Genomic DNA, 13,050 nt, shown 5'->3' on the forward strand with positions numbered 1-13,050 from the left:
ATGAAATGCACGGGGCTTTGAAACCTATTCTGACGGCGGGCGCGCTCGCCGTTGGGCTGGCGGGACCGGCACTGGCGGAAACCACGCTGAAATTTGCCACCGACTCCGGGGACCGTGACTCACCGTCAGGCATGGCGCTGGCCGCCTGGGCGAAAGCCATCGAAGACGGCTCCGGCGGCTAGATCAAAGCACAGTTTTTCTATCAGAACGAACTGGGCGGCCAGCTCGAGGTCTTTGACCTGTTCGTCGCCGGCGAAGTCGACATGATGATCAGCTGGCCCTCGACGTCCTACGACAAGCGGATCGGCGTTCTGAACACGCCTTACATAGTCACCTCGTGGGAAGAAGCGTTTGAGGCCTACAAACCCGGCGGATGGGTCAACGAAACCCTGAACGTCGTGTTCAACGATCTGGGCCTCTCCTACTATGGCGCCTGGCCGGAAGGCTTCAGCGGCGTTGCGACCCGCAGTTCTTATGCGCTCGACCTGGCCGGCGCCGACGGCGTCAAAGTGCGGACACCGCCGCTGTTTCCGTTCCCCCAGATCCTGCAGTCCATGGGCTACCAGACTGCTTCGATCGACTGGGGCGAGGTATACACCTCGATCCAGACCGGTGTTGTCGATGGCGATGCCGGAAACGTCATCTACTGGAACTACGAGTACTTCCGCGATGTCCTGGACTATTATGTGCGCACCAAGCACACATTCGTGACCGGCAACCTGCTGGCCAATTCCGAAACGGTTGCAGAGCTGACCGGCGCGCAGCAGGCGCTCGTGGAGAGCACCGCCATCGAGATCATGGCTGCCCGCTTTGAATCCGCCCGCGCGGAGGACCAGAAATATGTCGATCTGGCCGTGAAATCCGGAATGCAATACTTCGAACTCGACGACACGCAGCTCAGCCCGGTCATCGCGAAAGTCCGGGCGGAAGTCTGGCCCCAGATGGAGCCGGAGGTCGGCGCAGAGATCATGAACCTCATCCGCGAACGCGCGAAATAAGCCTAAGCGTGCCTGGAAGCTCCTTCCGGGCACTTTCAGGGAGGGCAATAATGACAAAGCTTCTTTCGATAGCGGACAGGGTGCTGATGCATCTTCTCAACGCGGTTGTCGTGTTCGCAAACCTGGCGGTTATGGCGCTGATCCTGTTACTCGTCGCCTCAAGGATGTTCGGATGGTCGGTCGTCGGCATGCTCGAACTGGCCACGATTTCCGCGATGTGGCTTTATATGGCCGGCGCGATCATCGCCATGCGCAACCGCGAGCATCTGGTGGTCGATTTCCTGACCCAAAGCCTATCGCCGAAATTGCAGGTCATCCACGAAGCCGTGACATCGGTGATCGTGCTTGCAATCGGCTTCTTCTTCATCTTCCTGGCCAGCGGGATGCTGGAATTCGCCACCCGCAGGCCGCAGACCACGCCTGCGCTGTCCCTGCCGCTGCTGATCCCGCAAAGCGCCATCGTCACCGCCGCCGTCTTCACAACAATCTACGCGCTGCGGGATGCGATTCGCGCGTGCCGGGCCTTCTCCCGAATTCGCAACACGGAGGTTCACTGACGATGGAACCGGTCTTTGCAATCCTGCTTCTCCTGTTTCTGATGATCATCGGGATCCCGGTGGCCTGGAGCTTCGCCGGCGTGCATGTCTATCTTGTCTGGGCTTACGATGTGGGCAGCAGCACCTTGCTGCTGCAGGGGTTCCGGTCCTTGGACTCGGTGATCCTGCTGGCCCTGCCGTTGTTTGTTCTTGCCGGCTACCTGATGCAAAGCGGTGGCGTCGCCACCCGGCTCATCGGTTTCATGACACTCATGCTCAAAGGCCGCAAGGGCGGCCTTGGCGGGGCGCTGGTGATGTCATCGGGCATCTTTGGCGCGATTTCCGGCACCGCCACCGCTGCCGTGGCCTCTATCGGCACCATCATGATCGATCCGCTGGCCGAGCGCGGCTATCCCAGGGGCTATTCCAGCTCGCTGCTGGGATTGTCTTCGCTGCTTGGCATTCTCATTCCGCCCTCGATCACCCTGATCCTGTTCGGAGTCGTGACCCGGCAGTCGATCACGGCGCTGTTTGCGGCAACCCTGGTGCCCGGCCTGCTGCTGATGTTCGGCCTGCTGATCTATAACAAGATCATGACGGCGCGGCTGTTGCACGAAACGCCCGAACGGCTTGCGGCCCTGCGCGCCCAGGCCTCCACGGAAGCCGCGCCAAAGGCGATGATCCGCGCGCTGCCCGCCCTGTTCATGCCGGTCATCATTCTGGGCGGCATCTACGGCGGCGTGTTCACCCCCACGGAAGCGGCCGCTGTTGCCCTTGGCTATGCGATCCTGATTGGCTTCTTCGTCTACAAGGATCTGACGCTTGCCAAATTCAAACAAAGCCCGCTTGATGCCGGCGAAACCACCGGCACCATCGTGCTGATCCTGCTGTTCTCTTTCATGATTGGCCGGATCATGGTGTCCGAGGGGGTGCCGCAGCAAGTCACCGTAAGCGTCAGCGCCCTGACCGAGAGCCCGATCCTGATCCTGCTGCTGGTGAATGCGTTCCTGATCTTTGTGGGCATGATCATGGATGACGTTTCGGTGACCGTCGTGATTGCACCGCTTCTGATGCCGCTCATGGCAGCATATGGCGTCGATCCGGTTCACTATGCCTCTATCGTTGCCTGTTCGGTGGTGATCGGCGCAAACAGCCCGCCGGTTGCTCCAATCCTCTACATGGCCTGCCGCATCGGCAAGGTGTCGATCCACCATTCGGTCATGCCGGCGATCTACATGATCCTGTTTGCGGCCCTTCCGGTGATGCTGCTGGTCACATTCGTGCCTGCCATCTCCCTGGCTTTCCCGAAAATCTTGGGGATCTATGGTGGCTGAGATGAATGATCAGACAGAACACCGGGACAGGACCGGCACCACAGGCTCCCTTCATGTCGCGGTGCTGCAGCATGATGCCGCCCTCACCGGCCCCGGCCAGCGTTTCAAGTGGCTGGAACAACAGGCGCGCGGCTTGCAGGGCCGGAGCATCGATCTGATCCTGTGTCCGGAAGCCTTCATGTCCGGCTACAATATCGGCGACCGGATCACGAAACACGCCCAGGCCGCGGATGGCGTCTTTGCCTCCCGCGTCCGGGCGCTGGCCAAGGAGACCGAAATTGCAATCGCCTACGGCTACCCCGAACGGAACGGCACGGCACGGCACGGAGATCTTCAATTCCGCGATCTGCATCGGTGCGGATGGCGCCACGCTTGCCAATCATCGCAAGTCGATCCTGCCGCCGGGCTTTGAGGAAAGCTATTACAAGACAGGCAGCCGCCTGACCCTGTTCACTCTCAAGTCCATCCGCATCGCCCTCCTGATCTGCTATGAATCCGAATTCCCGGAAGCCGTGCGCAATGTCTGCAACCTTGGCGCCGAAGTGGTGCTGGTCCCGACCGCCACGGTGAAACGCTACCGCCTGGTGCCGCGTCAAGTGATCCCGGCGAGGGCCTTCGAAAACGGGGTTTTCATGGTCTAGGCAAACCATGCCGGCGCCGAGAGCAGCTCTGACTACGCTGGTGACAGCTGCATCGTGGATCCGCTGGGCTGCGACCTTGCCCGCGCCGGCGGGCAAGAAGAGATCATCACAGCGGCGCTTGATATTGCCGCAGTAGCGGCCGCGCGCTCCCGGATCCCGTATCTGAGCGACAGTGCAAAAATCCCGCGACGCTGAAACCAGCCTCCCGCCCGTACAATTACCCTTGGAAATCTGAAGGTCCGACCATGAACATCAAAGAAATCCGCGTCATCCCAATGCGCATGCCACTCAAAACCCCCTACATCTGATCCCAGGGGGTCGAAGATTCCTTCACCATCAACCTGATCGAGATCGAGGCCGAGGACGGCACCATCGGCTATGGTGAAACCACAACCGCACCGGATGCGGACGGCCAGAAACTGGTGCTGCAAAAGCTGGCACGCAGCTTCGTCGGGCGCTCGGTGTTCGACTATGCGATGTGCGAAATGGAGGCCTTCCGCGGCAACTTCCTGACCTTTGGCGGCAACATGCCCCGCTTTGCAAACCAGTTGTTCTGCGGCCTCGAAATGGCCGCCTTGGATCTGCAGGGCAAAACCCTCGGCCGTCCGGTCTGGGATCTGCTGGGCGGGGCCAAACGCAGCGAGGTCGGCTATTTCTACTTCCTCCAGGGTAAAACGGTTGAGGCGCTGGCCGAAGACGCAAAAGCTGCGGTCGCGGCTGGCAATCCGATCATCTACCTCAAGGTTGGGGTCGGCGAAGCGCATGACATGGCTGCGGTGAAGGCCGTGCGCGAGGCCATCGGCGGCACCCGCCTGCGTCTTGATGCAAACGAGGCCTGGGATCCAGCCACGGCGCTGCGCATGCTGAACGCCTTTGCGCCCTACAACATCGAATATGTCGAGCAGCCGACCCCCAGCTGGTCCATCCCGGCCCTGAAGCACCTGAAAGAACGGTCGCCGATCGCGCTTGGTGCCGACCAGAGCGTTTTCACCATTCATGACGTCTATCAGGCCTGCTCCACCCGTGCCCCCGACATGATCGCCGTTGGCCCGCGCGAAGTGGGCGGGCTGCGGGCCATGATGAAAGCCGCAGCCATTGCCGAGGGGGCCGGGCTCAATATCTGCATCCATTCCAGCATGACGACCGGGATCACCACCTGCGCCGAACACCATATCGCCCGCGCCATTCCGAACCTGGATGATGGCAACCAGCTGATGTGGCAGCTGCTGCAGGACAATATCGTGTCCAACCCGGGCCTCACACCCATCAAAGGAAAACTGTCATTTGAACCCCGGCCGGGTCTGGGATTCGACCTTGATCACGACATGGTCGCCAAGGCTGCGGAGCGTCACGAACAATTTACCAAGGGCAACGCCTAACAGCATGGCGCTTTTTTCATTGGCCAAGGCTGCGGCAGGACAAGCTCTTGCCGCAACATCTTCTCAACGAACCAAAACCGGGAAAACACCATGAGCGTTACGGTCATACGATCTAACGAATTGCAACTGCGGGATCGCGGCGGACCTCCTGGCATTGCCCGTGTCGGGCGGGCGATTTCATCCGACCTCAGCCCGTCTATGGGCGCGGGTATCGCGCAATTCGACAAGTGTTCGAGCAGCTGGCGCGTGCTTTATGATGAAATCATCTACGTCATCGAAGGGACATTCACGCTTACCAGCGGCGGCCAGGTTCACCAAGCCAAGGCCGGGGACATCATGTGGATCCCGAAAGGGACATCCCTGAAATACGGCGGCGAAGGAGCCAAGCTGTTCTACACAGTCTACCCCGGCAACTGGAAAGAGCTAATGCAAGCCGCAAACTCCGCTGATGCACTAGAGACTGAGCCATCGAACTGAGCAGGATCGGAAGTACTCGCCGCCGGTCGGCAGAACCAATAAAGGTGCAGGGGAGAGGCAGATGCCCGAAATAGCACGCGATCAACTGGAGCTTTTGGTCCGGCGCTATCTTGTTGACGCCGGATGCATCACAGAGACCGCAGCGCCAGTTGCCCGGGCTGTTGTCCAAGCTGAAGCCGAGGGAAACCTCGTTTGCGGATTGTTCTACCTGCCCGTTTTCCGGGAACAGTTGCTGCTTGGGAAAGTCGACGGGAAGGCGCTGCCCGAAATCCTGAAGGCCAAGGACGGCTTGATCGTGGTCGATGCCCGGCATGGATTTGCCCATCCGGCGATAGAGCTGGCAACACAAGCGCTGAAAATGGCCGCGCGAAAAAACGGTGTCTCCGCTGCGGGGATCACCAATTCGTACAATGCGCTTTCCCTGGCTCATCATGTGATCCCTTTGGCCGAAGCCGGGCTGATTGGGATCTGCTGCTCGAATGCACAGGAAACCATTCCACCCGGGTGGGCGCAGGATGGAGAAGGCCAGTCCACACTTGATCCGGAGGTTGGGCTGCGCGGGTCTCTGCTTCCCTTTGGCGAGCAGAAAGGAGCCAACATCGGGCTGCTTGTCGAAATTCTGTCCGCCGTTCTGACCGGTTCCAACCTGAGCATATCAGCTCCATCCTTCTCCGGTCAGGATGCAGGAACACCTAACATCGGACAGTTTCTCCTGGCAATCAATCCAGCGCATTTTGCCGCTGAGGTCTTCACAAATTCGCTCAAAGAACTGGAAACGCATTTTGGCCGTACCGGCCTGCGGTTTCCCGGGCAAGTCACCGGAAGCGCGATCACGCAGAAAAGACCCAAAAGATCGCCATCAACGATGCTCTTTGGAAAGAGCTTTCTGCAAATATGGACTGACTGTCATAGGAGAAATTCCATCTGGATGAGCATTTCAATAGCTCCTTCCCGGCCTTACGACAGCCTGAAATGCATTCCAATCGGGTGGAGGCATCATTCAGTGGTTGCGGCCGCGGAACTTACTTTTGGCAGCGCAGAGGGCAGCTCATTTTAAGGGCTGCTTGAATGGCGGCTTCCAGATTTCCGGTATGGTTGGCTCGCGCTCGCGACGGGCGACTGCTTCCCGCCTTCCAGCTGAGCGCCGGTGGGAATGAGCGCAGTTTGCCGCCATTGAAGCAGATTACAGCGAATTTTCACTTTGTCCCGCGTCTCGATGGTCGGTCCCGGTTGCGGCGAAAGGACGGTTTGAATTTCGCCCTCAGACTGGCTTTCAATTACCGGTCTGGCCACATCGACTGCAACGCAGCAATGAATGTGCCGCATATGCGAAAGAATGCTGCGTCAGCGAAGTTGGGAAACTCAAGGTCGGTTTTGTCCCGCACAGCAAACCTTGGCTTGTCACACAACGAAAGGCAGCAATCCGTCCTATTTCGGCCCGCTGCCCATCACCCAAGCGAGATCCGCATCAGCCGCGCATTGAGCAGCCCCACTTGAGTGGTCCAAATTGAAAGTTAGTGCATGGTTGGCCTTTGGTCCATCGGGACTATGGCCTCTGGCGCAGGTATCCGGCGTCGGACGCGGGATCAAATGGCTGTCGAACCTGAATATGGGACTGAGCTTCTTCCTGCTAGCGTTCTTCCTGATCTTCGGATCCACGATGTTCGCTCTCGAAGTGTTTTTCGTCGGCATCTGAGACTACCTGCGCGCGCTGCCCGGCATCAGCTTTACCGTCTGGTCCGATGACGGCACCGAACAGGGCGCTGCCCTGGCTGGCTGGCAAGGCGGCTGGACCGTGTTCTACTGGGCCTGGTGGATTGCCGTGACGCCGTTTGTCGGCCCGTTCCCGGCACGGATTTCACGCGGCAGAACCGAGCGTGAATTCATTCTGGGCGCGATGATCATTCCGTCGATCATGTGCTTTATCTGGTTCGCCTTTATCGGCGGCACAGCCATTGATCTGGAACTGAGCGGCGGCGCCGATAACGCGATCCTTGGCGTAGGGATTTCGGATCAGCTCTATGCCACGCTTTCGGTCCTGCTCAGCGACGGGTTGACCTGGGTGTTCCCGGTCATCGTAGTCGTTTTGCTGCTGACCTATTTGCTGACATCAGCGGACTCGGCCGTGTTGATCATCAACACCATCAACGCAGCCGGTGATGATGGTCCCAAGGCGCGCGCCCATATCATCTTTTGGGGTGTTGCGCTGGCATTGGCCGTTGGCGCCTTGCTCGTTGTCGGTGGCCTGAAAGCTATTCAAACCGCGATGGTCATCGCCGCATTGCCGTTCAGCTTTGCAATGGTGCTGATAGGCTTTGCTCTGATCAAGGCGATCATCAAAGATAGCCGCCGGAAAGCGGCCGGAGTCGCATCGACAGTGGACGATGAGGACCCGTTACCAGCCGAGTAGCGGCACCCAATGCTCCCGGAGCGCCCGCATGACCTGTTGCGGGCACTCTTCCTGCAATCAATCCACAGGAGGGTTTTGTCAGGCTGCCTGCTCGATGAAGGCGGATTTTTGCCCCGACAGCCCCACACCAGGTCCGCACGCATTGGCAACACACTCCGGCCCATTGTCGCTTCTGACGCGTGCTGGCGGCCCGCGCAGGATGAGCAGATCTGTCACGGCATCAATAACGTCAGTCGAATTGAGTTTCCGCTTCACTTGGATCGGCGGGCATCCACGGCTGAACTCATCCAAGACATTCAGTGCGCGGAATGCCTTCCCATCGCCGGTTCGGCAATGCACGAAAATACGACCAAACATGGTTACGATCTCGGGCTGCAACCGGATGCATGTTCCATCGTTAAGTCAAAGCCTGCCAGACTTCGGTTGTTTCGGCGGCACCTTCAGCCGCTCCCGTCGCCACAGCCGCTCGATCCAACTGAAACTGACCTGCCAGACTGGATCTCGCAGCTGCACGGCGCCCCCCGATAGCGGTAGCTGCCATATTGCCGGGCCAGCTCGGTCATTTCGGCAACCAGCCGGGCCTGGTCTTCCCGGACCCTTGGACGATGCCGCTGCGTCACCGGCGGGCACATGTTGAGCGCTTGATGCGAACGTGTGTGGTTGTATTGCCTGACGCATCAATCAATGACGATCTGCGTCTGTTTTGTGGTCTTCAACCTTTCGGCATTGGGCATCTCACGGCGAAGCGTTCCATTGAAACGTTCGCTGTATTCGTTCTCCTAGGTTGATCCCGGAAAGATCCGGATTGGGGTCACGCCGACCTTCTCGAGCCAGCTCCGGGTCGCCTGGGACGCAAACTTGGGGCCGCAGCCGGATTCATGGGTGTGCCGTGACCAGATGCGGAAGCGCATGATTGTCCCGGTTGCGTCAGGCGTATTATCGAGCTCAGGATTTCTCCCGTGCGTTAGTTAGGACCTAAGCATCAGGGCCCTATTTCTCCGCGCCGAATGCCAGCTGGCCGCATCGGCAAGGAGCACGGCGCAGAAACATTTGTATGGGGTTTTCCACATTACAGTTGTCTCCGGCCATCCCGATTTTCACCTTCCTGGCCTATATTTGTCCAGATGCCGGAGATCAGCAGGACAGGGCCTGAACACGCGTTTGCGCGAACTGGAAAGGCTTGCCCTGGGAACAGAAGGACGGGTCATGACCGAACTCAGGACCCACATGGTCAAGTTCCGCTTGAGCGAGACTGAGAATCAGCAGCTGGAACAGCTTGCCAGGCAGAGCGGCTTTGCAACAAAAGCAAGTTATCTGCGCCATGCAGCACTGGAGGCAGACGGTGGTGATGCGGCCCTTGCAGAGGAGATCGGGAAACTCGGTCTGGCGGTCAACGCGCTGCATGGCCGCGTTCCCGCCTCCCGGATCGGCCGTCTCGCCGAAGCAGTCTGCCAGCTGGCCGAGGCTTTGGCCATGCGCGGGGCGGAACGCTGATGCGCCCATACGTGACCTTCCACAAAACCGCCCAAGCCGCCGCCGCTTATATCTTCGACGATGGCGCGGAAATTATTGGCGGCACGATCCCGGTGCTGCCCCGGCGTCGGCTTAGTCAGTATCTCGAACATCTCGCGGCGGGTCATGACATCATTCATATGACGCTGTCCTTGCCCGAAGGCTTGCGCGCAAGCAGCGGCCAATGGACCCGGATTTTCCTGACGACGCTGCGCGAAACAGGTTTCCCGGAATTCGCAACCCCGTGGCTGGCCGCGCGTCACCCCGGCAAGAGTTGCGACCATGTCCATTCGGCCATCGCATCCCGGACCTTTTCAGGTTCGGGGGTCAGGCCCCGGGTGTCCCGAAAAAACACCGACCGGGTGCATGGGATGCTGGCACGGCATCTGGGCCTCGAAAAGCCTGTGTATTTCGACCCGAAGATTCCCGACCTGACCCCGCCAGTGCCGCTGCGGAACCTGACCACCGACCTCCGCCGCCAGTTACATACCGACCTCGACTCAGTGTTCCGGCACCTGCAGCCACGGTCCCTCCCCGAGCTCGACGCCGCCATGGGTCTTGCCCCCGGTGAGTTTCGGCGCACCCGGATCCTGAACACGCACAGGACCAAAAGCGATCTCTGGGTGAATGGTGCAGGCAGCGTGCTAGGCGGAAGTCTCGGTCCGGCTTGGGAACCGCGGCACCTGCGCAGCCGCCTCGAATTCGCCCGCAAATTGGACGAAGCACGGAGGTTTCTGGAAGCCGCTAGTTTTTTCAATGCCCTTAACCAATACAGACCCGAATTCACGGAGTTCATAGATGACCACATCCGTACCGAAAACGCTTCACCTGCCCCAGGACCATCAGGTGCTTCTCGACCAATTGATCCGGAACGAGGAACACATCAGAGTGTTGCACCCACTGCTCGCGCTTCTGGAAACGCCCGAGCGGGACACCAAGACCCTGGCGCAAGGGCTTCTGTCAGCGCTTCTCCAGATCTCCGAAGACCTGCGCCTTGGCCGTCAGCAGCAGGAAGCCGACCAGCAGCAGATGGCCGCCCTCGAACGAAAGCTCGACAGCGTGCTGACCATCCAGAACCTGCCCCTGGAGTGAAGTTTGGCATCCTCTTGTGGCATGTCGTCGCCTGCATCGGCGCAAGTCGCGGTTCTTGGCAGATTGCCCGCCAGGACGGGAGATTCCCGCTGCGCATCATGTTCGGCGATGGCAGCTTTGCTGCCGCCGGACCCCGCAGGGCTTCCTAATACTGCCTGATCTGATCCCGGCCCATCAGCGGTTCTCTGAAAGGGGTCTCATGGTATTCTGCCGCTACCGTGAACAGGGCGCGGGTCGCCTTCGATCCAGGCCCTGCCATAGGCCTTCAGCTAGTCTTCAACATCCTGTTCTCTCATGCCGGCCTCCAATTTTTTCAAGTGGCTGACGCAATACCCTTCACGCGCTGCAGCAGGCCGCCGGCCCGAAAAGTCAAGCGGCCAGCGATTGCGTGACCTTGATCAGCTTTTCCTCATCGATGTCGTACATATAGCCGTAGATATTGGTGTGTTTGGGGGTTCCGGCGGAGTCCCGCATCAATTGGACATCATGCTCAAGGGAGGCAATGTAGTCGCTGATGCAAATGCTTTCTGCCGGGTAAAGCTGTTCAATTTCGGCCTCATGTTCCTGCTTGTAGGCGTCAATGATCCCCTCTTTGGTGAACGAAGTGGCGCCGCAATGGGTGTGGTGAACGATGACGATGTTCTCGATCCCGAACAGATGCTGCGCCACTGTGACGGACCGCAGGGCGTCATAGGCCCGGCCGCCGGCCACGCAAACCTCGAAGACATTTGTGGTCGAAGCGATCTTGTTGCCGCTGCCGTCGGTGACGATGTTCCCGGGGTGTGTTTGGCCGAACTCTTCGGCCACCAGCCGCGGCACTTGGGCGATGCGCGGGTCATAGCAATAGACGACCACGGTTTTCAGCGGCACCGCCTTGGCGAATTCCTTGCGCACCGCCGCTTCGTCAAAGCCGGGCTGCTTGGAAAAGGCATAAGCGTCGAAGTTCTGATGGTTGCCACACATGTTGATCTCCTTTCATCAGGTCAGAAAATGGCTGCAAGCGCGCGCTGCACCGATGCGCGCTCCTGCGCCTCGCGGTACCAGCGCAGGGTGGCCGGCAAGTCCTTCAGGCGGCCGGCGCCCAGCAGGTGGATCATGGGAAAAGCGGCACAGTCAGCTGCACCGAAACGGCCGCCGCTTAGAAAGCTGCATGCGCCGAGTCGCTGCTCGATGCCAGCGAGCGCGCGCATTGCCCGCGCCTCGCCAAAGGCCAGTCCAGCGCTGCTACCCTCTTCGCGCTCCAGGCTGAGCCCGAAATTGACGGGTGCCACCAGGTCAGTCATCACTAGGCTCAGGGCTTCGAGCGCGCGGGCGCGCTCCGCCCGGGCGGCTGGTATCAGCTGGCCGGACTTTTCGGCCAAATACTGGAGAATCGCCATGGACTGGCTCAGGGTAATCTTGCGGCCGCAAGGGCCTTCGTTGTCGATGATCAGCGGCACCTGTCCCATCTGGTTGAGCGCCAGGAACCCCGGCCTGTCCTGGTCCCGCTCGCGCAGATTCACAGGAACCGTCCGGTAGGGCAGCCCGGTTTCTTCCAGCGCGATCAGCACCCGGTAGGTGTTACCGGTGGTCCAGCCGTAGAGATCAATCACTTCCCCCTCCTGCGGTTGAGGCCCAGCTGCGGTCCAGACTGATCTGCATCTCCTTCATCACCGCGCCGTGGCCGCCTGCCATCAGGCCGGTGATCCGGCCGGCGCTGAGGTCCAGCTCAACGGTGATTTCGCTTGGGGAAGCGGGCTCCATGAAGTGGCCCTGCTCAATCAGCAGCCTTGGCTTGCGCGCACCCAGGTGGTCATAGAGCGCGCAGGCCAACGGGCCCGCTGCCATGCCGGTGGCCGATTCTTCGCTGATGCCGTAACGCGGCGCAAACATGCGAGCGGTGGCGTCAGCAGAGGTAGCACCGGGATCCGTCGTGAACACGTAAAAGCCGATCAGATCCAAGGCTTCGCTGATGGCCTCGAGCTGCGCAAAGTCGGGTTTCACCGCCTTGAGCGCGGCACCGTCTTTGACTGCAACCAGCACAAAACTGTTGCCGGTATTGGCCAGCTTGGGAGAGAAGCGCGGATCCAGATCCACTAGCGTCAGCCCCAGTGCGTTCAGCACATCCTGTTCCTGAACGCCCCGGTCCGCCCACTCAGACGGGTCTTCGTACCGCGGTGCCAGCTGCTCCATATAGGCGGCGCCATCCCGGATGATAATCTTGCGCGGGCCGTCCACGGTCTCTTTCGAGGCCTCCCCCTCACTCACCCGTCCGAGCTCGGCAAGATAGCTGAAGGCGGCGATGGTTGCATGGCCGCAATGGGCAATGCGGCGAGTCGGGGTGAAGAAATCCAGTTTGAAGCCTTCGGTTTCGGAAAGAGACACAAAGGCGGTTTCGGACAGGCCGACTTTCTGCGCAATTTCAAGCATTTGGGCATCGCTCAGACCGTCCGCATCCAGCACAACGCCAGCAGGATTGCCACCAGTTGCGTACGGCCGGGCGGCCCCGCCTTCGCCAAGGCGCTTCAGGTCTTCGTCGCTCAACCCGTCGCGCCCGGCCTCCAGAAGCTCAGGGTCGCCATGATCCTTGAGGGTGACGAAACCGTTGACGATACGGGCGGTGACTGTGGCTTCAGTGCGGGTCATGCTTTCGGTTCCTTTTCATGAATTGCCTTCAGCATGATCCATCCCT

At 59.9% G+C, this 13,050-nt stretch carries 13 protein-coding genes and 3 pseudogenes; 12 read left to right on the plus strand and 4 right to left on the minus strand.

The features are described 5' to 3' along the window. The first annotated feature begins 5 nt into the window (after positions 1-5). The 10 genes and pseudogenes from AQUI_RS31620 to AQUI_RS28815 all read left to right on the plus strand — a co-directional run. Positions 6-182 carry a hypothetical protein gene (locus tag AQUI_RS31620; RefSeq protein WP_211236047.1) on the plus strand — a complete coding sequence of 59 codons (177 nt, stop codon included), beginning with the start codon at positions 6-8 and terminating at the stop codon, positions 180-182. After that, positions 183-998, plus strand: coding sequence for a TRAP transporter substrate-binding protein DctP (gene dctP, locus AQUI_RS28785; RefSeq protein WP_211236069.1), 816 nt, complete (start codon positions 183-185; stop codon positions 996-998). Positions 999-1,048: 50 nt separating this feature from the next. After that, positions 1,049-1,555, plus strand: coding sequence for a TRAP transporter small permease (locus tag AQUI_RS28790; RefSeq protein ID WP_051371981.1), 507 nt, complete (start codon positions 1,049-1,051; stop codon positions 1,553-1,555). A gap of 2 nt (positions 1,556-1,557) precedes the next feature. Then, positions 1,558-2,868, plus strand: coding sequence for a TRAP transporter large permease (locus AQUI_RS0125020; RefSeq protein WP_027259974.1), 1,311 nt, complete (start codon positions 1,558-1,560; stop codon positions 2,866-2,868). A gap of 1 nt (position 2,869) precedes the next feature. Beyond that, complete coding sequence (locus AQUI_RS32585) at positions 2,870-3,280, plus strand: nitrilase-related carbon-nitrogen hydrolase (protein ID WP_169730831.1); 411 nt, start codon at positions 2,870-2,872, stop codon at positions 3,278-3,280. Next, positions 3,219-3,704: pseudogene (locus tag AQUI_RS32115) on the plus strand (nitrilase-related carbon-nitrogen hydrolase). Before AQUI_RS32585 ends, AQUI_RS32115 begins: the two are co-directional and overlap by 62 nt. Before the next feature lie 149 nt (positions 3,705-3,853). Next, positions 3,854-4,888 carry a mandelate racemase/muconate lactonizing enzyme family protein gene (locus AQUI_RS28800; RefSeq protein ID WP_342665622.1) on the plus strand — a complete coding sequence of 345 codons (1,035 nt, stop codon included), beginning with the start codon at positions 3,854-3,856 and terminating at the stop codon, positions 4,886-4,888. A gap of 57 nt (positions 4,889-4,945) precedes the next feature. Further along, positions 4,946-5,365 (plus strand): cupin domain-containing protein, encoded by a 420-nt coding sequence (locus AQUI_RS28805; RefSeq protein WP_281172032.1) that lies wholly within the window; start codon positions 4,946-4,948, stop codon positions 5,363-5,365. Between the two features lie 61 nt (positions 5,366-5,426). After that, complete coding sequence (locus tag AQUI_RS28810; protein WP_051371983.1) at positions 5,427-6,422, plus strand: Ldh family oxidoreductase; 996 nt, start codon at positions 5,427-5,429, stop codon at positions 6,420-6,422. A gap of 498 nt (positions 6,423-6,920) precedes the next feature. After that, positions 6,921-7,775: pseudogene (locus AQUI_RS28815) on the plus strand (BCCT family transporter); the annotation flags it as partial. A gap of 90 nt (positions 7,776-7,865) precedes the next feature. On the opposite strand, the pseudogene AQUI_RS32120 reads toward AQUI_RS28815, so the two are convergent. Beyond that, positions 7,866-8,392 (minus strand): annotated as a pseudogene (locus AQUI_RS32120) (DDE-type integrase/transposase/recombinase); the annotation flags it as partial. A gap of 589 nt (positions 8,393-8,981) precedes the next feature. Here AQUI_RS32120 and AQUI_RS0125070 point away from each other — a divergent pair. Together AQUI_RS0125070 and AQUI_RS0125080 are read left to right on the plus strand one after the other, a co-directional pair. Continuing rightward, positions 8,982-9,269, plus strand: coding sequence for a plasmid mobilization protein (locus AQUI_RS0125070; RefSeq protein WP_027259977.1), 288 nt, complete (start codon positions 8,982-8,984; stop codon positions 9,267-9,269). 816 nt (positions 9,270-10,085) lie between these two features. After that, positions 10,086-10,379, plus strand: a complete 294-nt coding sequence (locus AQUI_RS0125080; RefSeq protein ID WP_027259978.1) for a hypothetical protein — start codon at positions 10,086-10,088, stop codon at positions 10,377-10,379. 369 nt (positions 10,380-10,748) lie between these two features. Here AQUI_RS0125080 and AQUI_RS0125095 read toward each other — a convergent pair whose 3' ends face one another. Genes AQUI_RS0125095 through AQUI_RS28825 form a run of 3 tightly spaced genes read right to left on the minus strand, consistent with a single transcriptional unit; the run spans position 10,749 to position 13,004 of the window. After that, entirely contained in the window at positions 10,749-11,342 is a 594-nt protein-coding gene (locus AQUI_RS0125095; RefSeq protein ID WP_027259979.1) for a carbonic anhydrase, read from the minus strand. Positions 11,343-11,362: 20 nt separating this feature from the next. Next, positions 11,363-11,971 (minus strand): glutathione S-transferase family protein, encoded by a 609-nt coding sequence (locus AQUI_RS29520; protein WP_051371984.1) that lies wholly within the window; start codon positions 11,969-11,971, stop codon positions 11,363-11,365. Next, the gene (locus tag AQUI_RS28825; RefSeq protein ID WP_084294515.1) at positions 11,964-13,004 is read right to left on the minus strand and encodes a PhzF family phenazine biosynthesis protein; all 1,041 of its coding nucleotides are present in this window, start codon (positions 13,002-13,004) and stop codon (positions 11,964-11,966) included. The genes AQUI_RS29520 and AQUI_RS28825 overlap by 8 nt, the downstream gene beginning before the upstream one ends. Positions 13,005-13,050 lie beyond the last annotated feature (46 nt).

The organism is Leisingera aquimarina DSM 24565 (assembly GCF_000473165.1).
Taxonomy (GTDB): Bacteria; Pseudomonadota; Alphaproteobacteria; order Rhodobacterales; family Rhodobacteraceae; genus Leisingera; species Leisingera aquimarina.